The sequence below is a fragment of the Streptomyces sp. NPDC051243 genome (genome assembly GCF_044455405.1).
In the GTDB taxonomy this organism is placed as follows: Bacteria; Actinomycetota; Actinomycetes; order Streptomycetales; family Streptomycetaceae; genus Streptomyces.
The window spans coordinates 337264-360171 of sequence record NZ_JBITES010000006.1; the positions used below are offsets into that span (position 1 = coordinate 337264).

General features: G+C 71.2%; 24 protein-coding genes and 1 tRNA gene. 22 read left to right on the forward strand and 3 right to left on the reverse strand.

Annotated elements, in window-relative coordinates; genetic code table 11:
* Window positions 1-468, forward strand: a complete 468-nt coding sequence (gene sufU / locus ACIBAG_RS17760) for a Fe-S cluster assembly sulfur transfer protein SufU (RefSeq protein ID WP_031477385.1) — start codon at window positions 1-3, stop codon at window positions 466-468.
* Window positions 465-797, forward strand: a complete 333-nt coding sequence (locus ACIBAG_RS17765) for a metal-sulfur cluster assembly factor (RefSeq protein ID WP_208031583.1) — start codon at window positions 465-467, stop codon at window positions 795-797. The genes sufU and ACIBAG_RS17765 overlap by 4 nt, the downstream gene beginning before the upstream one ends.
* Before the next feature lie 70 nt (window positions 798-867).
* On the opposite strand, the gene ACIBAG_RS17770 is transcribed toward ACIBAG_RS17765, so the two are convergent.
* Window positions 868-1698 (reverse strand): AbfB domain-containing protein, encoded by an 831-nt coding sequence (locus ACIBAG_RS17770; RefSeq protein WP_399105983.1) that lies wholly within the window; start codon window positions 1696-1698, stop codon window positions 868-870.
* 274 nt (window positions 1699-1972) lie between these two features.
* Between ACIBAG_RS17770 and ACIBAG_RS17775 the strand changes: the two genes are divergently transcribed.
* From ACIBAG_RS17775 to ACIBAG_RS17805, 7 genes are all read left to right on the forward strand, one after another.
* A complete protein-coding gene (locus ACIBAG_RS17775; RefSeq protein ID WP_399105985.1) occupies window positions 1973-2803 on the forward strand; it encodes an endo alpha-1,4 polygalactosaminidase in 831 nt (276 codons plus the stop codon).
* Between the two features lie 70 nt (window positions 2804-2873).
* Entirely contained in the window at window positions 2874-3194 is a 321-nt protein-coding gene (locus ACIBAG_RS17780; RefSeq protein ID WP_399105988.1) for a DMT family transporter, read from the forward strand.
* The gene (locus tag ACIBAG_RS17785; protein WP_399105990.1) at window positions 3194-3730 is read left to right on the forward strand and encodes a TetR/AcrR family transcriptional regulator; all 537 of its coding nucleotides are present in this window, start codon (window positions 3194-3196) and stop codon (window positions 3728-3730) included. The genes ACIBAG_RS17780 and ACIBAG_RS17785 overlap by 1 nt, the downstream gene beginning before the upstream one ends.
* 129 nt (window positions 3731-3859) lie before the next feature.
* Window positions 3860-4849, forward strand: a complete 990-nt coding sequence (gene dapD, locus ACIBAG_RS17790; protein ID WP_399105992.1) for a 2,3,4,5-tetrahydropyridine-2,6-dicarboxylate N-succinyltransferase — start codon at window positions 3860-3862, stop codon at window positions 4847-4849.
* Window positions 4850-5037: 188 nt separating this feature from the next.
* Complete coding sequence (locus ACIBAG_RS17795) at window positions 5038-5277, forward strand: hypothetical protein (protein WP_399105994.1); 240 nt, start codon at window positions 5038-5040, stop codon at window positions 5275-5277.
* 168 nt (window positions 5278-5445) lie between these two features.
* The gene (locus ACIBAG_RS17800; protein ID WP_399105996.1) at window positions 5446-6003 is read left to right on the forward strand and encodes a SigE family RNA polymerase sigma factor; all 558 of its coding nucleotides are present in this window, start codon (window positions 5446-5448) and stop codon (window positions 6001-6003) included.
* Window positions 6000-7229 (forward strand): WD40 repeat domain-containing protein, encoded by a 1230-nt coding sequence (locus ACIBAG_RS17805; protein WP_399105998.1) that lies wholly within the window; start codon window positions 6000-6002, stop codon window positions 7227-7229. The genes ACIBAG_RS17800 and ACIBAG_RS17805 overlap by 4 nt, the downstream gene beginning before the upstream one ends.
* Here the strand turns inward: ACIBAG_RS17805 and dapA are convergent, their stop codons facing one another.
* Complete coding sequence (dapA, locus tag ACIBAG_RS17810; RefSeq protein ID WP_399106000.1) at window positions 7230-8186, reverse strand: 4-hydroxy-tetrahydrodipicolinate synthase; 957 nt, start codon at window positions 8184-8186, stop codon at window positions 7230-7232.
* Between the two features lie 159 nt (window positions 8187-8345).
* Between dapA and ACIBAG_RS17815 the strand changes: the two genes are divergently transcribed.
* The 6 genes from ACIBAG_RS17815 to ACIBAG_RS17840 all read left to right on the forward strand — a co-directional run bounded on the left by ACIBAG_RS17815 (window position 8346) and on the right by ACIBAG_RS17840 (window position 12446).
* The gene (locus ACIBAG_RS17815) at window positions 8346-8480 is read left to right on the forward strand and encodes a hypothetical protein (RefSeq protein ID WP_399106003.1); all 135 of its coding nucleotides are present in this window, start codon (window positions 8346-8348) and stop codon (window positions 8478-8480) included.
* Window positions 8477-9172, forward strand: coding sequence for a hypothetical protein (locus tag ACIBAG_RS17820; protein WP_399106005.1), 696 nt, complete (start codon window positions 8477-8479; stop codon window positions 9170-9172). Before ACIBAG_RS17815 ends, ACIBAG_RS17820 begins: the two co-directional genes overlap by 4 nt.
* A 191-nt stretch (window positions 9173-9363) precedes the next feature.
* Entirely contained in the window at window positions 9364-9936 is a 573-nt protein-coding gene (locus tag ACIBAG_RS17825; protein ID WP_399106007.1) for a DUF3618 domain-containing protein, read from the forward strand.
* A 342-nt stretch (window positions 9937-10278) separates the two neighbouring features.
* Complete coding sequence (locus tag ACIBAG_RS17830; RefSeq protein ID WP_399106332.1) at window positions 10279-10980, forward strand: antibiotic biosynthesis monooxygenase; 702 nt, start codon at window positions 10279-10281, stop codon at window positions 10978-10980.
* Between the two features lie 85 nt (window positions 10981-11065).
* Window positions 11066-11698 (forward strand): ArsR/SmtB family transcription factor, encoded by a 633-nt coding sequence (locus tag ACIBAG_RS17835; protein ID WP_399106009.1) that lies wholly within the window; start codon window positions 11066-11068, stop codon window positions 11696-11698.
* A gap of 13 nt (window positions 11699-11711) precedes the next feature.
* On the forward strand, window positions 11712-12446 hold the full coding sequence (locus ACIBAG_RS17840) for an SRPBCC domain-containing protein (protein WP_399106011.1): 735 nt from the start codon (window positions 11712-11714) through the stop codon (window positions 12444-12446).
* Window positions 12447-12459: 13 nt separating this feature from the next.
* Here the strand turns inward: ACIBAG_RS17840 and ACIBAG_RS17845 are convergent, their stop codons facing one another.
* Window positions 12460-14286, reverse strand: coding sequence for an endonuclease/exonuclease/phosphatase family protein (locus ACIBAG_RS17845; RefSeq protein WP_399106013.1), 1827 nt, complete (start codon window positions 14284-14286; stop codon window positions 12460-12462).
* A gap of 376 nt (window positions 14287-14662) precedes the next feature.
* Between ACIBAG_RS17845 and ACIBAG_RS17850 the strand changes: the two genes are divergently transcribed.
* The 7 genes from ACIBAG_RS17850 to ACIBAG_RS17880 all read left to right on the forward strand — a co-directional run bounded on the left by ACIBAG_RS17850 (window position 14663) and on the right by ACIBAG_RS17880 (window position 22818).
* On the forward strand, window positions 14663-16108 hold the full coding sequence (locus tag ACIBAG_RS17850) for a hypothetical protein (RefSeq protein ID WP_399106015.1): 1446 nt from the start codon (window positions 14663-14665) through the stop codon (window positions 16106-16108).
* Between the two features lie 180 nt (window positions 16109-16288).
* A complete protein-coding gene (locus ACIBAG_RS17855) occupies window positions 16289-17752 on the forward strand; it encodes an alkaline phosphatase PhoX (protein WP_399106017.1) in 1464 nt (487 codons plus the stop codon).
* A 45-nt stretch (window positions 17753-17797) separates the two neighbouring features.
* A tRNA-Met gene (locus ACIBAG_RS17860) sits at window positions 17798-17867 on the forward strand.
* 382 nt (window positions 17868-18249) lie between these two features.
* The gene (locus ACIBAG_RS17865; protein ID WP_399106019.1) at window positions 18250-19830 is read left to right on the forward strand and encodes a TROVE domain-containing protein; all 1581 of its coding nucleotides are present in this window, start codon (window positions 18250-18252) and stop codon (window positions 19828-19830) included.
* Between the two features lie 119 nt (window positions 19831-19949).
* Window positions 19950-20597, forward strand: a complete 648-nt coding sequence (locus ACIBAG_RS17870; RefSeq protein ID WP_399106021.1) for a GntR family transcriptional regulator — start codon at window positions 19950-19952, stop codon at window positions 20595-20597.
* 55 nt (window positions 20598-20652) lie between these two features.
* The gene (locus ACIBAG_RS17875) at window positions 20653-21681 is read left to right on the forward strand and encodes a 1-aminocyclopropane-1-carboxylate deaminase (RefSeq protein WP_399106024.1); all 1029 of its coding nucleotides are present in this window, start codon (window positions 20653-20655) and stop codon (window positions 21679-21681) included.
* A 99-nt stretch (window positions 21682-21780) separates the two neighbouring features.
* Window positions 21781-22818, forward strand: a complete 1038-nt coding sequence (locus tag ACIBAG_RS17880) for a LacI family DNA-binding transcriptional regulator (RefSeq protein ID WP_399106026.1) — start codon at window positions 21781-21783, stop codon at window positions 22816-22818.
* Window positions 22819-22908 lie beyond the last annotated feature (90 nt).

The window sequence follows — 22908 nt, forward strand, 5'->3', positions numbered from 1 at the left end:
ATGAAGCTGGATTCGATGTACCAGGAAGTCATCCTGGACCACTACAAGAACCCGCACGGGCGGGGCTTGCGGGATGGCGACGCCGAGGTGCACCACGTGAACCCGACGTGCGGCGACGAGATCACCCTGCGTGTGAAGTACGACGGCACGACGATCGAGGACGTCTCCTATGAGGGCCAGGGCTGTTCGATCAGCCAGGCCTCGGCGTCCGTGCTGAACGACCTGCTGGTCGGCAAGGAACTCACGGACGCGCAGAAGATCCAGGAGACCTTCCTGGAGCTGATGCAGTCCAAGGGGAAGATCGAGCCCGACGACGCGATGGAGGAGGTCCTGGAGGACGCGGTCGCGTTCGCCGGGGTCTCCAAGTACCCGGCCCGGGTCAAGTGCGCCCTCCTCAGCTGGATGGCGTGGAAGGACGCGACGGCCCAGGCCCTGGGCGGAGCCGACGCCGAAAGGAAGACGGCATGAGTGACACCGTGGAGATGAAGCCGGCCTCGGAGGAGGAGCTCCGCGAGGCCCTGATGGACGTCGTCGACCCCGAGCTGGGCATCGACGTCGTCAACCTCGGCCTGATCTACGGCATCCACATCGACGACTCGAACGTGGCCACGGTCGACATGACCCTGACGTCGGCGGCCTGCCCCCTGACGGACGTCATCGAGGACCAGGCCAAGTCCGCCACGGACGGCCTCGTCAACGAGCTGCGCATCAACTGGGTCTGGATGCCGCCGTGGGGCCCGGACAAGATCACGGACGACGGCCGTGAGCAGCTTCGGGCGCTGGGGTTCAACGTCTGAGCTCCCAGTCCGAGCTTCCCGCTCGTGGGGAAAGCGGCGGCACCTGCCGGGTGCCGCCGCTTTCCTGTGTTCAGGCCGGCCCGCCCACCAGGTGGAACGACGAGTCCGCCGCATACTGGGAGCTGTACTCGAAGCGTTCGAGGCGGACCACGAAGTTGCGGTGGCGCAGGAAGTAGCCCGGGTAATTGACCGACTCAAGCATGGTCGCGCCGGAGTAGCCGGAGCCGCGGGAGCAGAAGGTGGCGTCCTGTGCGAAGAGACGCGAGGCGTCGTTGCGTTCGGCGCGCAGGGCGAAGTTGCGGTGGCGCAGGTACTTGCCGTCGTGCGTGGCGAAGGAGTAACAGGAGCTGTTGGCCAGGCCTTTGACCTGCTTGAAGGTCGAGTCCTCGCGGGATTCCGGACCGCGGACCGGGTCCAGCCTCACGTAGCCGTCGCTCACGTGCCAGTAGCGGTCGGAGTAGTTGACCGAACGGACCGAACGCCAGGTGACGGTGGCCGGCGGCTTCGGGGCGGGAGCCGGTGGACTGCCCTCGTCGGAAGGCGACTTGGACGGCTCCGGCGCGGGCTTGGGCGTGCCGGCGTGCTGTCGGTCGGGTGCCTCGGTGGTCGGCAGGTCGGTCGACAGGCCGCTCTTGCCCTTGGGAGGAGTCGTCTCCGAAGGGGTGGCGAAGGAGATCAGGCCGGGGAGCGTCGTCGCCTCGGTGGAGGGCGACGCGGAGTATGGCTCGGCGTCATATTCCTTGTCCGACACGGCGATCGCCGTGAAGCAGGCGATGATCGTGGCCACCGCCATCCCGCCCGCCAGCCACAGGCGGCGCGTCCCCGGCGCCCGTGAGGTGTCCGGGGCCCAGCCGTTCTCCCAGGGTTGGTCCTGAGACGGCTGGGACTTGTTTTCTGGCATGCGCTGTTCCCCCCAGCGGCGTCATGGGGTGACGACCGCGGCTGCGAAGGCCCGGTATGTGAACAGTGAACGACACTAGTGGAACCACTGGTTTCCAAGCAGCCCTTTGGTACCAGCCGTATCCACATCGATGCCTCAACCGCCTGAAGGGCACGCTGTGTTCGGCGCCGACGGCCCCCGGCCGTGGGCAGGGGAGGGCTCGCGGCAGGGCATCATGGCCGGGCAGCGTCGAAGATCACGCACCGACAGGAGCCCTCAGACCATGGCCCACCGCATGCCCCAAGCCCTCCGCCGAGCACTCGCGGCCGCGGCACTGTGCGGTGCCCTCGCCATGGCCGCGGGCGGATGCACTGCGGCGTCCGACGACGAGGGCACCGACCCGAAGAAGGTGGAACTGCCCGAGCCGGGGGTCGCCTTCGACTACCAGATCGGCGGCGCCTACCCGCCGCCGACAGGCGTACGCGCCGTCTCCCGCGACCGCACCGCGAAACCCGCGCCGGGGGTCTACAACATCTGCTACGTCAACGCCTTCCAGGCCCAGCCGGACGCCGAGAGCTGGTGGGAGGACCACCACCCCGACCTGCTGCTCCGGGACGACGACGGTGCGCTCGTCGTCGACGAGGACTGGGACGAGGCCCTCCTGGACATCTCCACGGCCGCCAAGCGGGAACGGCTCGCCGGGATCGTCGGGAAGTGGATCGACGGCTGCGCCGAGGCGGGCTTCCAGGCGATCGAGGCCGACAACCTCGACTCCAACGAGCGGTCCGACGGGTTGCTGACCGCCGCCGACGACCTGGCCTTCGGCAAACTGCTCGCCGCCCGGGCGCACGCGGCCGGTCTGGCCATCGGCCAGAAGAACGCCGCCGGCATGGCACAGCAGGGACGCCGTCTCGGCTTCGACTTCGCGGTCGCCGAGGAGTGCGGGCAGTACGACGAGTGCGGGGCCTACGCGGACGCCTACGACGACCGGGTCTTGGTCATCGAGTACCGCGCGGACGGCCTCGCCGCGGCCTGCGCCGGCTGGGGCGACCGGCTGTCGGTGGTCCTGCGTGACCTGGACGTCGTCAAGGCGGGGGAGAGCGGGTACCGCCGCCGCACCTGCTGACCCGGGCCGGCACCCCTGTGGCCGACACTCATGTGTACGGGCGTACGCAACGTTGTGTACGCTCGTACACATGGGATACCTGCTGCTCGCCGGAGCCATAGCGGCCGAGGTGACCGCCACGACCGCCATGAAGTACAGCGACGGCTTCAGCAGGCTGTGGCCTTCGCTGCTGACGGCACTCGGATACGTCGTCTCCTTCGCGTTGCTCGCCCAGACGCTGAGGACCGTCTCCGTGGGCACGGCCTACGCGATCTGGGCCGGCGTCGGCACCGCGGCCATCGCCACCATCGGGATCCTGTTCCTGGGGGAGGGGATGACGGCCACCAAGGCCGTCGGCATCGCGCTGATCATCGTCGGCGTCGTGGTGCTGAACCTGGGAGGCGCGCACTGATGGCCCGGCGCTACGACCCCGAGCGACGTCAGCGGATCATCGACGCGGCGATCCGGGTCGTCGGGGAGAAGGGCATCGCGGGGCTGAGCCATCGCACCGTCGCCGCCGAGGCCGATGTGCCGCTCGGCTCCACGACGTACCACTTCAAGACCCTCGACGATCTGCTGGTCGCCGCCCTGCGCCAGGCCAACGAGGGCTTCGCCAAGGTGATCGCCTCGCGCGGCGGCCTTGAGGACCCGGAGACCGACCTGGCGGCCGAACTCGCGGGCTGGATGGGCGAGTGGCTCGCCGGGGACCGCACGGGCGTCGAGCTCGAGTACGAGCTCTACCTCGCCGCCCTGCGCCGCCCCGCCCTCCGCCCGGTCGCCGACGAGTGGGCACGCGATCTCGCCGACCGGCTGTCCCGCCGTACTGACGCCGTCACGGCGCGAGCACTGGTGGCGGTGATGGACGGGATCTGCCTTCAGGTACTGCTCGCCGGTGGCACCTACGACGAGGCCTACGTACGGGAGGTGCTGGCCAGGGTCATCCCCTGACGGACACAGACGCAGGAGTGGGCACGGGCAGGGGTCGACACAGGCCCGGGCCAGGTACGTACCGCCCGGCACGTGAGACGTCCTTCCGCCGGTTCGCCCCTGCGGGCAGCGTCACGTTAGGTTGCCCTTATGACCGACACGACTGCTCCTCGCACCACCGGCGCCGTGGCCGCCGGCCTCGCCACGATCGCCGCTGACGGCACCGTCCTCGACACCTGGTTCCCCGCCCCCGAGCTCGTCGCCGAGCCCGGCCCGTCCGGCACCGAGCGGCTGTCCGCCGAGCGCGCGGCGGAGCTGCTCGGCGGCGGCGCCACCGCGGCGATCGGGCCGGACACCCGCCGGGGCGTCGAGGTCGTCGCGGTCCGTACGGTCATCGCCTCGCTCGACGAGAAGCCGATCGACGCGCACGACGTCTACCTGCGCCTGCACCTGCTCTCCCACCGCCTGGTCAAGCCGCACGGGCTGAGCCTGGAGGGCCAGTTCGGCTTCCTCGCCAACGTCGCCTGGACCTCGCTCGGCCCGGTCGCCGTCGACGACATCGAGAAGGTCCGGTTGAACGCCCGCGCCGAGGGCCTGCACCTCCAGGTGACCTCGATCGACAAGTTCCCGCGCATGACCGACTACGTCGCCCCGAAGGGCGTCCGCATCGCCGACGCCGACCGGGTCCGCCTGGGCGCCCACCTCGCCGCGGGCACCACCGTCATGCACGAGGGCTTCGTCAACTTCAACGCCGGCACCCTCGGCACCTCCATGGTCGAGGGCCGTATCTCCGCGGGCGTCGTCGTCGGCGACGGCTCCGACATCGGCGGCGGCGCGTCCACCATGGGCACGCTGTCCGGCGGCGGCAACGTGATCATCTCCATCGGCGAGCGCTGCCTGATCGGCGCGGAGGCGGGCGTCGGCATCGCGCTCGGCGACGAGTGCGTCGTCGAGGCCGGCCTGTACGTCACCGCGGGCACCCGCGTCACCATGCCCGACGGCCAGATCGTCAAGGCCCGCGAGCTCTCCGGCGCCTCCAACATCCTCTTCCGCCGCAACTCGGTCACCGGCACCGTCGAGGCCCGCCCGAACAACGCGGTCTGGGGCGGCCTGAACGACATCCTGCACAGCCACAACTGACGACGGCCGACATCGACGAACGCCCTCCGGCAGCCGGCCCAGGCTGCCGGAGGGCGTTCGTCGTGCTGGCGCCGCGGCGCGCTCACGTTCGGGTTACTCGTCGTGACCTCAGCACGGTCCAGGCAGATGAACGGGTGGACGCAGTTTCCGATCACACGCCGAACCGACGAAATGAGGACCGAGGGCTGATGACCGGTCGAGTGAAGACGAACGAACGGACCAGGACCGTGCTGCGCCTGGTGGTCGGGGTGCTGGCCGCAGGGGCCGCTTGCTGGCTGCCGGCCGGGACCGCGTACGCCGACGAGACCAACACCGCCTCGCACAACGGTCCGCGCATCGGGCTGGTCAATGTGGGGCAGGTGGACGACCCGATGGAGGATGTGCTGGAGCACTTCCTGCTCTTCGGCGACGGGTACAAGTGGGGCTGATCGCGCACCGCGCACCACGCGGGGCCCTTGTCGCACCGGGATGCGGCGAGGGCCCCGGCTCTTTTCGCGACTTCTTCCCGTGCGCAGGCATAGCGGCGGCACCCGGCACGCGTCACGAGGGGTAGGAGAGACGGGCACCCGGCCCGCCCGGGGGAAGAGAAGGTGACGATGGATGCCCAAGCGCAGGACAGCTTTCGGGAGTTCGTGGAGAACCGGTCGTCCGCGCTGCTGAAGACGGCGGTACTGCTGACCGGCGGCGACCGGCACGCGGCGGAGGACCTGCTGCAGAACGCCCTGATCAAGGCGGCCGGCCGCTGGCATCGCATCGACGAGCCGGAGGCGTACGTGCGCCAGATCCTGTACCGGCAGCAGATCAGCCGCTGGCGACTGAAGTGGTGGCGGCGTGAGCTGACCGTCGCCGAGCCGCCCGAGACCGGTGCGAACCCGGACGCCGCCCCCGCCGCGGAGCTGCGGCTGCTCATGCGCGGCGCGCTGGCCCGGCTCACCGACCGGCAGCGCACCGTGCTGGTGCTGCGCTACTTCGAGGACCTGCCGGAGGCCGACGTGGCCCGCATGCTGGGCTGCTCCGTGGGCACCGTACGGTCCACCACCTACCGCTCACTGGCCCGGCTGCGCTCGCTCGCGCCGGAACTGGCCGCCCTCGGCGAGGCCGAGGCCGAGCGCCTTCCGACCCGTGACTACTCGCCCATGGAGGTGCGGCCGTGAACGTCGACGAACTCATGCGCGACGCCCTGCGCGAGCAGGCCGCCGAACAGCCCCCGGCGGCGGCGGGGTTCGCCGACCGGGTACTGGCCGTCCGCCGGCGCCGTCGTAACGGCAGGCTCGCGGCCGCCGCCGTGGCCGCCGTGGCCGCGATCGCCGTCGGGGTGGCGGTGCCGCTGATGGACTCCGGCACGCGGGACGTCCGCCCCTCGGGCGGCGGCATCGTGGAGGAGGAGAAGGACAGGAAGGCGCACCCCGACCAGTCGCCGCCGCGCGACGAGATCGCCGTCGGGGGCACGACTTTGGCCGCCTACTTCATCTCGGAGACGGTCCAGAAGTCCCCGGACACCGCCGTCTACGAGCGCACCTATTACCTGCTGGACCCGGAGACCGGCAAGTACGCGAAGACCGAGAACTGGTCGTGGGTCGCCGTCGCCCCCGGCGCGAAGACCGCCGCCGTCCTCGAACGGGACCTGCCCGCCTCGCGGATCGGCCTGCTCGACCTGCCGACCGGCAAGGTGCAGCGGTGGATCCCGGTCGAGCACGACGTCGCCGGGCTCGCCTTCTCCCGCGACGGCCGCAAGCTGATCGCGACGACCTACAGCGACAACCCCGACCGGCGGATCAAGACGGAGGGTTCCGAGGGGTGGGGCCAGCCCTGGGAGTCGAGCCGCACCGGCTTCTACGTCCTCGACGTGGCCTCCGGGAAGGGCGACTGGACCGAGGTCGCGTCGGAGAGCGACGCCGACGACCCCATGGGCGGCACCTTCCTCAACTCCCGGCAGGACTTCGCCCTCACCGACGACGCCCGGCATGTCTGGTCCGGGCACCCCATGGGGGACATCGGCAAGGAGTTCTGGGACCTCACGGGAAAGAAGGTCTCCGCACCCGCGGGCGAGGAGCATCTGAACTGGTTCGTCGACGCGGGCAAGTCGCCGAACGGCCGACTCGTCGCCGGTGACTTCGGGGGGAAGAAGTGGAAGACGTCCTCGTACGTCGTCGACGCCATGACCGGCGCCAAGACCGAGGTGCGCGGGCAGCAGTTGCTCGCCTGGGTCGGCAACAAGCAGCTGATCGCCTGGGACATCGGCAAGGACGACGACAACGAGTTCCACCAGCGGCTCGTGCTGGTCACGATCGGCAGCGACAAGACCGTCCCGCTCAGCGGCTTCCGGCAGGGCAACGACGGGGGTGCCGGGCGCTGGGAACCGGTCTTCGCGCAGCCCTGATCAGGCGGCGACGAGTCGTTCGTACTCCGCCAGCAGCCCGACGGTCGCCTCCCGGCCGGCGGGCCGCAGCGGGGCGCGGACCGGGCCCGCGGGCAGCCCGAGCGCGTTGAGCAGCGCCTTGGCGGTGACCGTGCCGGGCAGCCCCGCCGACATCATCAACTCGATGAGCGGCGTGGCACGTTGTTGGAGGCGGGCGGACACGGGGGTGTCGCCCGCCTCGAACGCGTCCAGGACGGCACGCAGGTGAGCCGGTACGACGTTCGCGACCGTGCTGATGTAGCCGGCGCCGCCCACCGCGTACAGCGCGAGGTTGTGCTCGTCGCAGCCCGCGTAGTAGGCCAACTCCGTGCGGGACAGCACCTTTTGGGCGGCGAGGAAGTCGTAGGAGCAGTCCTTCACCCCGACGATCCGGGGGTGCTCGGCGAGCCGGATCAGCGTCTCCGGCTCGATACGGGTGCCGGTGCGGCCCGGGATGTCGTACAGCACGAGCGGCAGTCCGGCAGCGTCGGCGACCTCCCGGAAGTGCGCCTCGACGGCGTCCTGCGGGGGCCTGCTGTAGTACGGCGCGACCACCAGCAGGCCGTCGGCGCCCGCCTTCTCCGCCGCCAGGGCCAGCTCGACGGTGTGCCGGGTGTCGAAGGTGCCCACGCCCGCGACGACCGACGCCCGCTCGCCCACCGCCTCCTTCACTGCCCTGACCAGCTCCGACTTCTCTGCGTCCGTCGTGGTCGGCGACTCACCCGTCGTACCGGAGAGCACCAGACCGTCGCAGCCCTCGCTCACCAGCCGGTCGGCCAGCCGCTGCGCGCCGTCCAGGTCGAGCGACCCCGCCTCGGTGAAGGGCGTGACCATGGCGCACAGGGCGCGGCCGAAGGGCGGGGCTGAGGCGGACGCAGCGGCGGAGGTGGCCGGAGCGGCGGAGGCGGACGGAGGCGCGGAGGCGTCGGCGGTCGTCATGAGAGTAGTGTCGGCGCGACGATCGCGTAGCTCCACTTAATTCTGCTAAGGAGTATTGCTAAGCGTTGCTGTGGCGTATGGCTTTGCCCTATGTCCAAAGCCGGGCGCATGGGTCACCATGGCCGGGACGGTCAACGACCCCTGGTCATGGGAGGCGTCATGAAGCTCGGCAAGGCACTCGCCACCGGAGTCGCGCAAGAGCGGCCGCGGACCCACGACGAAGAACTCGGCCTCGATCAGGAACTCCAGGACGTCGAGGCGCCCGCGCCCGAAGAGGCCCCGGCCGCCCGATGAGGCTGCGGCTTCCGGAGGAACGCCCGACGGAGCCGCCGACCGGATACAAGATCGCCCACCCGATGCTGTCCCAGGACGGCACCCGGGCCGCCTTCACCGGTGTGTCGCTGGGCGGCGCGCTGCCGTACGGAGTCCTGGCCGACGCGTCCTGCGTCTACGGCCTGCGGCACCGGGCGCCGAGCCGCCGCTGCGACTGCGGCTTCCACTGCGTGCACGACCGTACGGTGGCCGAGGCGCTGCTGTGCACCGCCGAGCACCGGACGGCGGTACTGCTCGAGGTCACCGTGCTGGGCCGGTACATCCGCTTCGAGCGCGGCTTCCGCTACGCCCGTCAGCGGGTGCGCACCGCCACGGTCGGGCCGTGCGCCTGCGGTACGGTCGCCGCCGCGCTGGCCGACGCCGGCTGGGGCCGCCCCGGCTGGCGGGCACTCGCCCCTTCCTGCGCGGGCTGCCTGCGCGGCCGTACGTCCGTCTCGCTCGCCGGGTTCGCCCGGCTGGCGGCGGAGCGGCTGCGGGTGGTGGCCGGCAAGGGGGCGTCCGTCGCGATGAGCGGCCCGGTACCGGCCGATCACCTCGGCGTGCCCGAACTCGCCGCCGAGGCCGCGCTGTTGCAGGCCCGCCTCGACTGGTTCCAGGCCCAGCTGGCCCGGCTGGGCGAGCACGGCACGGGCGGCGGTGAACGGCAGGGATAGCGGGGGCCGGTCCGGGTACCCGGTGGTTTCCGAACCGGGGCGGGCGGGCGCCTGACCGCAACCACGGCTTCCGAGCCGGCGCGGGACGGCGGCCGCTCGCTGTGCGGACCCGGTGCGCGGGCCGGTGAACCGCTCGCCCGGTTCGGACCGGACATCGGGGAGACCGAGGAGATCGAAGGAAGGGCACATCGATGACGGACAGGAGGACGGGGCCGGAGGGGACCGCAGGGGACCCGGGAGGCGACGCGGTGAAGGGCGCTGCCGCGAAAGGCGGGGCCAAGGGTGCCGGCGGGGCAAAGGAGACCGGCGGGGCCAAGGGGCCTGAAGAGCTGCGGCGGCAGATGGAGGAGACGGGGAGCGGGCCCGGCGAGACCGGGAGCGGACCCGGCGACACCGCGGCGGACCTCGCGGGGACGGCGGATGCCAAGGGCCGAGCCCTGACCCGTGCCGCCGACCTGATGGACAAGGCGGGTGCCATGACCGTGCAACTGCGCAGCAGCGTTGGTCTGGCCGGGCATGCCGTGCATGACAAGGCGGCGCAGGCCGGGCACGTGGTGCAGGATCGGGCGAGCCGCACCGGACACGCCGTTCACGACAAGGCGACGCGCGCGGGACACGCCGTGGAAGGCAGTGTGCCGCGCCCCGTCCGCAGCGTCGTCCAGGCCGGCCTGCGGCATCCGCGGCCGGTACTGGTCGCCGGGGTCGCGGTGGGAGCGGCGGTCGCGACGGGGATACTGCGGCGACGGCATCACGCGCACCACTGAGACGCCCGACGACGACGCGGACGGCGAGGCCGGCCGGCGACGTGGCCCGGACGACGCTGACGGCGACGTGGTCGGACGACGCTGACGGCGACGTGGTCAGACGGCGAACCGGCGAGCGGCCAGGTAGCGAGACTGCCAGAGAGCGAAGCGGCGATACAGCGAAACGGCGAGAGAGCGAACGGCGATACGTGAAACGGCGCGGGACCGGTCACCGGTCCCGCGCCCCGCTCTGTGATCCCGCCTCCTGCGCACCCGCCCCGTCACGGATCGCTTGACCTCAAGTCCGGTTGAGGTCGAAAGGTGGTCGACGCACCCACCGACCACCGACTCCCGGAGGCCTCCGTGACCCGCCGCACCACCACCCACCCCGACCTCACCCACCCGGAGACCGGCGCCCCCTTCTTCAGTACCTGGCGCGTCGGTACCCCCGTCCGGCAGCGGCAGACGGTCGAGGCGATCGCCGACACCTGGCAGCGCCGCCCCTGGCCCACCGACGGCCTCCTCGGCTACCACGTCTACACCGGCCATGACGGCTCCACCCTCCTCCACCACTCGCAGTGGAGGAGCGAGGACGCCTACGAGGCGTTCGTCAAGACGCACCGGCAGGAGCGCGTCGACGAGATCGACATCGCCGTACCGGACATCGAGCGGCTGTGGCTCGGCCGGTACCGGCACTACCGCAGTGCCGGCCGGGAGGGCGACACCCGCGTGCCCGGCTGTGTCGTGATCGTCGACGTCGAGTTCGAGGGCCCCGACCCCGAGCGGCAGCGCGCCTGGGTCGACGCCGTCTTCGAGGCGCTGGAGAGCGAGCCGAACCCCCACCCCGGTGGCATCGCCGGCCACTTCCACCTGAGCACCGACGGCACCCGCGTCCTCAACTACGCCGAGTGGGAGAGCGCCCAGGCCCACATCGAGGCACTCGCCGCGCCGGGCGACGGCATCGGCTCGGCGACGGAGCTGTGGCAGCGGGTACAGAGCTGGCCCGGGCTGAGGAGCAGCACCGTCAGCCGGTACGACCACGCCCTTGGCCTCGTCCCCGACTGAATGGCCCTCGACAGGCCCTGAAGGGTTCCTCGCCGAAAACTCCAACCGTATGGACAAAAAAAGTTTTCGGTGAAACGGTGGATCCATGCTGGACGTGACCGTGATCGAAGACCCCGAGGCCGCAGCCGTCTCCCTGGACCCCACAAGGGCCCGGCTGCTAGCCGAGCTGGCGGCCGGACCCGCGTCGGCCGCCATGCTGGCCGGCAAGGTCGGGCTGCCCCGGCAGAAGGTGAACTACCACCTCAAGGCACTGGAGCGGCACGGACTGGTCGAGCTGGCGGGCGAGCGCCGCAAGGGCAACGTCACCGAGCGGCTGATGCGGGCGACCGCCGCGTCGTACGTGATCTCGCCGCTCGCGCTCGCCTCCGTGCAGCCCGACCCGGACCGCTTCCGCGACCAGCTCTCCGCCCGCTGGCTGCTCGCGCTCGGCGCCCGGCTCGTCCGGGACGTCGGCTCGCTGATCACCGGTGCGACGAAGGCCCGCAAGCGGCTGGCGACCTACGCGCTGGACGGCGAGGTCCGCTTCGCCTCGGCCGCCGAACGGGCCGCCTTCATCCAGGAGTTGACGGCGGGCGTGAGCGCGCTGATCCGCAAGTACGACGCGTCTGACGCGGAGGGCGGCCGGGACCACCGGATCGTCGTGGCCGTACATCCCACGGTGAAGCCCCAGAGCCCGCACGAGAACCAGAACCAGAACCCTGAACTCGACAGCAAGTAAGCAGGAGTCCACCATGTCCAAGGAATTCGAGATCGCCCGCGAGTTCGAGGTCGACGCCACGCCCGAGCAGGTGTGGGAGGCGGTCACCTCCGGTACCGGCGGCTGGCTGTGGCCGATGGAGGCACCCGAGCCGCGCGAGGGCGGCAAGGGCCCCTTCGGGTCGACGGTCACCGCCTGGGACCCGCCGCACCGCTACACCAACCGTGTCGAGGACGTCGAGGGGATCTCCGAGCAGACCCTCAACCAGCTCGACTACACGATCGAGCCGCGCGACGAGGGCCGCCGTGCCTGGGTCCGGTACGTGCACAGCGGGATCTTCGTCGACGACTGGGACAACCAGTACGACGGCGCCGCCAAGCACACCGAGTTCTACCTGCACACCCTGCGCCAGTACCTGACGCACTTCGCCGGCCGTACCGCCGCCTTCGCGACCTTCGACGGACCGGAGGCCTCGAAGGCCGCGGACGCGCTCGTCGCCGTCGGGCGGGCGCTCGGCGTCGGGGAGGACGTGGCCGAAGGGACGCGGCTGACGGTCCACGGGCCCGACGAGTTCGACGCCGTGGTCGACTTCCGCAACCCGTACTTCATCGGGCTGCGCACGGACCGGGGCCTCACCCGGGTCTTCGGGCGCAACCACTGGGGCTACCCGGTCGGCGTCTCCCTGCACGACTTCACACCGGGCGCCGACATCAAGGAGTGCGAAGCCGCCTGGCAGGACTGGCTGAACGGCGTGTTCAGCCAGTCCTGAGGCGCACCGGAGGTTACGGGCGGAACCGCAGCACCTGCGGGTCGTGGTCGCTGATCTGGTCGTTGAACTCCGAGTTGATGTGCACGCTGTCGTACTCGAAGTCACAGCCGCGCCGGATCGACGGGCTGACCAGGATCTGGTCCAGCGTCTGGGCGTTGCCCTGGTAGACGTACGAGTAACGCTCGCTCTTCGGCAGCGACTTGATCGCCGACCAGAGCACGCCGTCGCCCTCGAGGATCTCCACGGTCTCGGAGAACTCGAAGTCGTTGATGTCGCCGAGGGTGATCACATCCGCGTTCTTCTGCGTGTCGAGGATGTCCTTGACGAAGGCGTGGATCGCGGTGACCTGCGCGTGGCGCTGAACCTCCGAGCTGCGGGCCGGCGGCTGGTACTGCGAGGTCAGACCCTGGTCGCCGCCCTTGGAGTTGAGGTGGTTGGCGATCACGAACACGGTCTTGCCGCGGAAGACGAACTCGCCGGCCAGCGGCTTGCGGCTGTTGGCGAAGGCCGCGTTCGCCGGGTCGATCCGGCCGGGGGAGACGGTCAGGGCGGCCTTGCCGTTCACCTTCGTCACATCGGCGGCGGTGGTGGCGTCGCCGCCCGCGCGGTCGGTGAAGGAGACCCGCGCCGGGTTGAACAGGAACACCTGGCGGATGTTGCCGCCCGGCTCACCGCCGTCGGCCTTGTCGACCGGGTCGATCGAGCGCCAGTCGTACGTGGGGCCGCCCGCCGCGACGATTGCGTCGATCAGCTTCTGCATGGTCTGGTCGGCGGCGACCGTGCCGTCGTTCTTCGCCCCGTTGTTGTCCTGGATCTCCTCCAGGGACACGATGTCCGGCGCCTGCAGGTTGTTCACGATCGCGGAGGCGTGCTCGGCGAACGTGGCGTCGGACGGGTCGAGGTTCTCCACGTTGTACGTGGCGACCGCCAGCTCGCCGCGCGACTGCTTGCGCGTCGTCTCCCGCTCCAGGCCGGCGCTCTTGAGCGTGCCGATCTGGTTGGCGACCAGCGTGTAGCCGCCGAACTGGTTGTAGTCGAGGGGGCCTGCCGTGGCGCCCTCGAGGACGTCACCGACGTTCGCGACCGGGAAGTCGGCGGTCTTGCCCAGGGACTGGATCTGCAGCCGGCCGGTGTTCTGGGAGTCGTAGGAGCCGTAGACCGTGCCGCCGCGGCGGTTGCGGTGCTCCCACGGCTTCACCGTGACCCACAGCTCGGTGTACGGGTCGGTGGCGCCGACCACACGGGTGTCGGCGACCTGGACGTTCTCGCCCTCCAGGGACTCGTAGTAGTCCAGGGCGTACTTCGCGGGCTCCAGGGTCAGGCCGTTGACCGAGCCGCCCGCGGCGCTGTCGCCCTGCGGGCTGTAGGCGGCCGGGACCGACTTCGCGTCGATCACCTTGGCGGCCGGGACGGCGTTGCCGCTGGAGACGACGGTGATCACCGGCTTGGTGATCTCGGTCAGCGACTGGTTGCCGGAGGACGCACCGCCCGGGACGTACTCCGCGACCGTGCCGGAGACCAGGACCGAGTCGCCGACGGCGACCTTCGGGGCCGAGCCGGTGAAGACGAAGACGCCCTCGCTGGTGGCCGGGTTGTCGTCCGCCTGCGCGTCCTGGATCCAGAAGCCCTTGGACGAGCCGTAGGTGCGCACGCCGGTGACGATGCCGGCCACGTCCGTGACCTGCTGGCCGGCGTACGGGGATACTCGGGTGCTGCCCTGGATGTCATGGATGCGCACGGAGTCGGCGTGCGCGGGCGCGGTCAGCGCGACGGTGGACGCCGCGGAGCAGACGGCGGCGACGGTGAGCGCGGCGAGACGCGCGGACTTGTTGCTCGGCAACGGGATCCCTCCGGGGACAAACGTGGGTGCCGGGACGAGGGTGGTGCGTGGAACGTGGGGGGTGCGACCGGTGGGGCGGCGGCAACGCGCGTAGAAAATCCAGTGAACAGATGTCCGCCAGATTTCTACGCGCGTAATCTCCTGCCTGGTCACGCCACTTGTCAAGGTTTCGGCCATGTACGCCTCCTGACGGGGAGATGAACCGGGCGGCATGGGTGGAAATCCGTCTAGGCTGAGCGGTTGAGCCGTGATGTGAAGCGGCAGAGCCGTGATGTGTCGTGGCGGCAGGACCGTGATGCGTCGTGACGCATGACGGCACAACCGTGATGCGTCGTAGTGCATACGGCCATGCAGAGCGCCCTAGGAGAACCAGCAGATGTCAGACAGCTCCCGCTCCCCCCTGCCGCCGGTGCGGCTGCACCCCGAGGCGGAGCTGGCGCGGGACGCGCTGTCCACGCCGTTGCTCTCCCGGGCCGCCCGGCTGGCCCGCTGGGCCGGGTCCGACACCCGGGTCGACGCCGGGGGCGGGCTCGTCGAGGAGCAGCTGCCGGCCGCCGCGGAAGTGCTCGGGCTGAGCGGGGACGACGCCGCCGCGTACGCGAGCGAGGCCTGGCGGGTGGCCGTCGACACCGGTCTGGTCGAGATCGCCGACGAGGAGGCGGGCACCGTCGCGGCCGGCGCGGAACTGGCCGTGCTGACCGGCGGGTCGCCGCAGGACGTGCTCGGCGTGTGGCTCGGCGCGCTGGACACGGTCCTCGCCGACGCCAGCGTGCCCGACCTCGACGACCTGGTCGACGCCATGGACGCGGGCGGCGAGATCGACTTCTCCTCGCTCGACTGGGACCCGGAGGCCGAGGCGGAGTTCCTCGACGGCGTCCTCGGCAACCTGTACCTGCTGACGGTCAGCGACGACGGCCCCGGCGACAGCCCCGTGCCACTGCCCGCGCTGGCCGCGTCGATGATCGTGCCCAGCGACATGGGCGAGCCCACGAACGACGTGCTGGAGCAGGTGTCCGACGCGATGATGCGCCTCGACGACCAGTTCCGGCTGCTGGAGCCGGTCGGCCTGGTGGAGTACCAGCCGGTGGACGAGGCGCTGATGGCGGACGTCGAGGGCGCCGCCGAGGAGCAGCCGGCGGACGTCGACGAGACCGACGTATCGCGCTACGGCATGGTGCGGCTGACCCCGCTCGGGCGGTACGGCCTGCGGGCGCGGCTGCTGGAGGCCGGGTTCGAGGCGCCCGCGGTCGGCGACCTCGCGGACAAGGGCGCGGACGCGCTGCTCGACGGGACGGCCAGGTACCCGCAGGGCGCCGCGCGGGCCGAGACCGAGCAGTGGCTGACCGCCCGGCCCGAACCCCTCACCGCGGCCCGCGAGTTGCTGGCCGCGGCACGCGGCCTGGACGACGGGGCACCGCTGCGGCGGCTGCGCTGCCAGCAGGCGCTGACCCTGGTGGGCGCGGAGGCCGAGCCGGCCCTGCGCGAGGTCCTCGATGATCCGGAGCTGGGCGGACTGGCCCGGGTGTGGCTGACCGAGGCGGGGTTCTCCGAGGTGCCCGCGCCCTCCCAGGAGCTGGTGTTCTGGCTGACCGTCGACACGGTTGCCGCGCAACTGGCGGCCGAGGGGAACTCCGACGAGCTGAGGGCGCTGGTGGAGGGGCTGGCCGCGCAGCACAGCGGGTTCTTCGCGGCGGCCTGGCGGGTGGATCATCCGGCGACCGCGGATGTGCTGGAGGCCATGGGGCGGTTGCATCCGGACAAGAAGGTCGCGAAGGAAGCGCGGAAGGCTGCGTTCAAAGCGCGGTCGCAGCAGGGGGGCTGAAGCCGGTCTTGCGGGTGCGGGGTTCGTGGTGGTTGCTCGCGCCCACGCGGCGGAGCCGCATATGGACACAGTCCCGCGCCCCTTCGGGCGTTGTTCAACTGGTGTTCAGACGTGAGGGGGACCGTTGCGCCGTCTCGAAGTCCGCCACCCTCCACGGCACCCACTGTCACAGGAGACACCATGTCGCTCACCCGCAGGGACTTCGCCAGGAACTCCGCGATCACCGGTGCCGGTGTCGCGCTGGCGGGCAGCGCCGGCGTTCTCGCCACCGCTCCGAACGCGCTCGCGTCCACGGAGACGGAGACGGAGTCCGAGACCGCGAGCGCGCAGTCCGCGGACGCCCACGGTGGCGGTGTCGGATACGGACCGCTGATCCCGGACCCCGACGGCATCCTCGCGCTGCCCGCCGGGTTCAAGTACCGCGTCATCACCTACAGCGGTAAGACCAAGCTGGAGTCGGGGGAGTTCACGCCCTCGAACCATGACGGCACGGCGGCCTTCGACGGCCCGCGCGGCACCACACTGCTCGTCAACAACCACGAGCTGAAGGGCCCGCGCGCCAACTGGAAGTACCCGGTCCCGCTGGCCGAGGGCCTCGTCTACGACCCGGCCGCGTCCGGCGGCTGCACGGTCGTCGAGGTCCGCCCCGACGGACAGGTCGCCGAGTGGGTCGGCATCGCCGGTACCTCCACCAACTGCGCGGGCGGCAGCACCCCCTGGGGCACCTGGCTCACCTGCGAGGAGAACTCCGACAGGGCCGGCACCAACGGCATGACCAAGGACCACGGCTACGTCTTCGAGGTCGACCCGAGCGACCGCCGGGCCAACCAGAACCCCAAGCCCCTGAAGTTCTTCGGCCGCTACGACCACGAGGCCGTCGTCATCGACCCCAAGCGCGGCCACGCCTACCTCACCGAGGACGCCGCCTCGCCCAACGGTCTGTTCTTCCGCTGGACCCCGCCGAAGGGCTTCGAGTACGGCCGCGGCAAGTTCCGTACGCTCGCCGACGACGCGGGTGTCCTGCAGGCACCCAAGTGCTTCGACTCCGGCGGCAAGTTCGTCGACGACCTCTCGCGCGCCACGAGGATCGGCACGGTCTACGGGGTCGACTGGGTGGACGTCCCCGACCGCGACGCCAGGACCGTCGCCGTGCGCAAGCAGTTCGGCGCCGGCGAGATCACCCGCGCCCGCAAGCTGGAGGGCATGTGGTGGGGCGACGGCGGCGCCTACATCGTCTCCTCCTACGCCCGCGCGGAGAGCCCCGGCAGCGCGCACGACGGCCAGGTCTGGTTCTACGACCCCAAGCGCCGCACGCTCACGCTGAAGGTTCTGCTGGGCGTCAACCCCGACCCCTCCAAGGACGGCGCCCTCGACGGCCCCGACAACATCACCGTCTCCCCGTACGGCGGCCTGATCCTCGCCGAGGACGGCGAGGGCGTCCAGCATCTCTTCGGCGCCACCGACAGCGGCCGCACCTACCCCATCGCCCGCAACGAGCTGAACCTCGGCACCGAGGACGAGCCCGAGTACAGCGAGTTCGCCGGCGTGACCTTCTCGTGCGACGGCAGGACGCTTTACGCCAGCATCCAGACGCCGGGCATCATGCTCGCGATCACCGGGCCGTGGAAGCGGCAGCGGCGGTAGTTAATTCGTTCGCCCGTCCCGCGGTACGCCTCCTAAAGTGATGAATGTCCAGGTGCGAAGGCAGGACCTACTTCCACTCATAATGGGGCGGCCGCGGGTTCGAGTCCCGCCACCGGCACAACGCGCCGGTGTAGCTCAGGGGTTAGAGCACCTGATGTCGGTTCCGCCGACCTGAACTCTGGACACCACAACTTCATGCACCTCCCGGTGCGCAGGCCGCGGCTACTTCTTCTCCAAAAAGAATCCGACGCCGCAGCCGACTTGATCTCGGGAGGCGCAGCTCATGGTGGGTGCCCGGTGCGCAGGCAGCGGATACTTCGGGAACTGGTGGGGGCGAGACCCTCGTACGGGTTCGAATCCCGTCATCGACCCGGGGTCGATGTGGCGGAACGGCAGACGCGCCAGTTTATGGTCACCGCAGTCGACTTCGACCTCGGTCACCCTCCTTCTGCTGTGCCTCCCTCGGAAACACTTCCATGAATTCGGGGGAATTCAGCATGTCGCGATTCAACAAGCGAGCCGCCAGGGCGCAGCCCACCTCGCGTGTCACCTCGACGGGCCGAGTGCTCCGTACCTACGAGGGCGGCCGCGGCCACGAGCGCGACGCGCGCTCCGAGCTCTTCCTTCTGTCGGTCGCCAACTTCGTCTCGCAGCAGACGTTCTACGAGGCCGGCACCGACCGCGACGCCCGCTTCGCGCGGCTCGTGGGCGACCTCGCCGTCACCGACCCCGAGTGGACGGCCGGTCTGCTCGGCTGGCTGCGCGGCGAGGGCAACCGCCGTACGGCCGCCGTCGTGGGCGCCGCCGAGTACGTGCACGCACGTCTCGAGGCCGGCGCCGCGGACGGCCCGGCCAACCGGCAGGTCGTCGACTCCGTGCTCCAGCGCCCGGACGAGCCCGGCGAGCTGCTCGCGTACTGGACGGCGACGTACGGCCGTAACGTGCCCAAGCCGGTCAAGCGCGGCATCGCCGACGCCGTACGGCGTCTCTACAGCGGCAAGTCCCTGCTGAAGTACGACACCGCGTCCAAGGGCTACCGCTTCGGCGACATCCTCAACCTGGTGCACGCGGCACCGGACCCGGCGAAGCCGTGGCAGGGCGACCTGTTCCGGTACGCTCTCGACCGCCGGCACAACCCGGACACCGCCGTACCGCCCGCGTCCGACCGGACGCTGGTCGCGCACCGCGAGCTGATGGCGCTGCCGGTCGGGCAGCGGCGTGCGGTCGTCAGGTCCGAGGGCGGTGCCGAGCGGCTGGCGGCGGCCGGGATGACGTGGGAAGCGCTGGCCGGCTGGCTGCAGGGCCCGATGGACAAGGCGGCCTGGGAGGCCGTGATCCCGTCCATGGGCTCGATGGCACTGATCCGCAACCTTCGGAACTTCGACGAGGCCGGTGTCTCCGACGAGGTGGCGGCCCGGGTGGCCGCGCGCATCAGCGACCCGGCCGAGGTCGCGCGGTCGCGGCAGTTCCCCTTCCGCTATCTCGCCGCGTACCGGCACGCGCCGTCGCTGCGCTGGGCGTACCCGCTGGAGCAGGCGCTCGGACACTCGCTGGCCAATGTGCCCGCACTGCCCGGCCGGACGCTGATCCTGGTGGACCGATCGGGCTCGATGTGGGCACGGCTGTCTGACCGCTCGCAGCTCAACCGGGCCGACGCGGCCGCGATCTTCGGTACGGCGCTGGCGCTGCGCGCGAAGGACGCGGACCTCGTCGAGTTCGGCACCACGAGCCGGCGACTGTCGTTCGGCAAGGGCGAGTCGGTGCTCAGGATCCTGGGGCGCTTCGGTGACCTGGGCGGCACGGACACCACCTCGGCGATCCGCGCGCACTACCGGGGGCAGGACCGGGTGCTGATCGTCACCGACGAGCAGTACGCGTACAGCCACCACGGCGACCCGACCGAGCAGGTCCCCGCCGATGTGCCGGTCTACACCTGGAACCTCGCCGGGTACCGGGCGGGTCACGGCCCGTCGGGGAAGGGGAACCGGCACACCTTCGGGGGGCTGTCGGACGCCGCTTTCCGGATGGTTCCGCTGCTTGAGGGCGCTCGGGACGCCGACTGGCCCTGGGCGGCCTGAGGCCGAGACCGGACAAGGGGGTGGCCCGCACTTCACGGGGGTGCGGGCCACCCCCTTGTCCGTGAGCTCTGCCCGAGCGGCCTTGTCGGGGAGGCGACTGACATCTAACATTTCAGTTTGTGGAGGCCATACGACCCGTAGGCCGGACCCTGCTCAGGGACCGGGCCTGCGAAGCGATCCGGGACGCCATCGTCGCCGGGGACATCGAGCCCGGCGCGGTGGTGCGGGACGCCGACCTCGCGGAGCGGCTCGGGCTCTCCCGGGCGCCGGTGCGTGAGGCGTTCTCGCGGCTCGTGGACGAGGGGCTGCTGGAGAGCAAGCCGCAGAGCTACACCCGGGTGACCCCGGTCGTGGCCGCCGACGTGCGGGACGCGGCCGCCGTGGTCGGTGCCATGCACGAGCTGGTGACGCGGGTCGCCGTGCCCCGGCTGATGGCCGCGGATGTGGAGGTCATGCGCGCCGCCAACGCGAGCTTCGCCGTCGCCGTCGAGGCCGGTGAGGTCGACCTCGCCCTGCGCTCCGACGACGAACTGCACGACGTACTGGTCCGGGTGAGCGGCAACCGCGCGGCCGCCGCCACCATCGCCCGCTACACGCCGCTCATCCGCCGCCTGGAGCGACGGCGCTTCGGTGAGGGCGGGACCTGCCGCTCGGCCGGGCTGCACGAGCGGTTGATCGAGGCGTGCGCCGCCGGAGAGGTGGACACGGCGGTCCACGTCACGGCGGAGATCTGGCGCACCCTCGCCGACCTGGCCGACTTCGACTGACGCCGAGACCGGCTGACGCCGACTCCCACTGACGCCGTAGCCCTGGAGGCGCCCCATGTCCCCTTCCCCGTCCCTCTCCTCGTACGAGCGTTACCCCCTCCTCTTCGGTCCGTCCCCCGTGCACCCCCTGGAGCGCCTCACCGCCCACCTCGGCGGCGCCTCCCTCTGGGCCAAGCGCGAGGACTGCAACTCCGGGATCGCGTACGGCGGCAACAAGACCCGCAAGCTGGAGTACCTGGTCGCCGACGCCCTCGCGAAGGGCTGCGACACCCTCGTCTCGATCGGCGGCGTGCAGTCCAACCACACCCGCCAGGTCGCCGCGGTCGCCGCCCGCGCCGGGCTCAAGTGCGTGCTGGTCCAGGAGAGTTGGGTCGACTGGCCGGACTCCGTCTACGACAAGGTCGGCAACATCCTCGTCAGTCGCCTCGCCGGAGCCGACGTACGCCTCGTGCGGGCCGGGTTCGGGATCGGCTTCAAGGAGAGCTGGGAGCAGGCGCTGCGGGACGTGGAGGAGTCGGGAGGCAAGCCCTACGCCATCCCCGCCGGTGCCTCCGACCATCCGCTCGGTGGGCTCGGATTCGCCGGCTGGGCGTACGAAGTGGCGGATCAGGAGCGCGAGTTGGGGGTCTTCTTCGACACGGTGATCGTGTGCTCCGTGACCGGTTCCACCCAGGCCGGCATGGTCGCCGGCTTCGCCGCCCTGGAGGAGGCCGGCGGCCGTCCGCGCCGCGTCCTCGGCATCGACGCCTCGGCCAAGCCCGCCGCCACCCGCGAGCAGATCGCCCGGATCGCCCACAACACCGGCCGACTCGTCGGCGTCAAGCGCGAGTTGACCGAGGCCGACGTCGAGCTCGACGAGCGGTACCACGGCGGCACGTACGGCATCCCGGACGAGACGACCCTGGAGGCGATGCGACTCGCCGCGCGCACCGAGGGCATGGTCACCGACCCCGTCTACGAGGGGAAGTCGATGGCCGGAATGATCGACCTGGTACGGCGCGGGGAGATCGGCCCGGACTCGACCGTGCTGTACGCCCACCTCGGCGGGCAACCCGCGCTGAACGCGTACAGCGCGCTGTTCTGAGCGGCCGGACGCTCCGACCCGCGGGCCGCGCGGGGCTTGGCGGTCGCAGGCGCCCGGAGCCCTGCCGTGACGCGCACCTGGCCGGATACAGTGCACCGCGTGTGGGCGGACGATCAGCAGCGGGAGCCGCGTGGCGAACGGCCTGACGGCACCCGCCGCCGGGCCACGATCCACGACGTCGCACGGCTGGCCGGAGTGTCACGGCAGACGGTGTCCCGCGCGGTCAACGACAAGGGCGAGATCGACCCGGCCACCAAGGAACGGGTGTTGGAGGCGGCGCGGCTGCTGGACTACCGCCCAAGCCGGTTCGCCCGCGGCCTCGTGCGGAAGGGGGCCGTGACGGCGGGACTGGTGATACCGGATCTGATGAATCCGTTCTTCCCCGAGGTGGCGGCCGGGGTGCTGGAGGCGGCCGAGAAGCGGGGCTGGCAGGTCGTGGTGTGGGATTCCCGTATCGACGAGAGCAGGGAGCGCGAGGGGCTCGATGTGCTCTCCCACCAGACGGACGCGGTCGTGGGCTACTTCAAGAGCCCCGACGACGTGCTCGCCCGCCACCTCGGCGGCGTGCCCCTGGTGCTGCTGGAACGCGGGCCGCAGCAGACCCGGTTCGCGGCCGTGGGGATCGACGCCGCCGCGGGGCTCGCACAGGGCATGGCGCACCTGGTGGGCGCGGGGCACCGCAGGATCGGCATGCTGGACGGCGTGCACGGCCCCGGCCTGCGCCGGCAGGCCTTCCTGGAACAGGCCCGGCGGCACGGCCTGCCCGTGGACGACGGCTGGACAGAGCTGTGCGACGAGCACAGCGTGGCCGGGGGCGAGGCCGGCATGGAACGGCTGCTCGACAAACGCCCCGACATCACCGCGGTGTTCGGCTTCAACGACCTCATGGCCGTCGGCGCGATGCGCGCCGCCCGGCGTCGCGGGCGGCGGGTCCCCGAGGACCTGGCCGTCCTGGGCTTCGACGGACTGTCCCTTGGCGACCTGGTGGAGCCCGGCTTGACCACGCTGCACATCGACAAGCGGCGACTCGGCCGGCTGGCCGTCGAGCAGGTGGCCCGGCTGCGGGCGGGCGAGGAGCCGATGAGCGGCGCGGATGCCTGGGTCGTCCCCGAACTGGTCGTGCGGGCCTCCGCTTGACACAGCGCCCCGCGCGCGCCGCCTGATACCGCCTGATGGCTCGACGGGGCTTCCGGTCGGCCCGGAACCGCCTCCCGGCCTCCCGGCCGC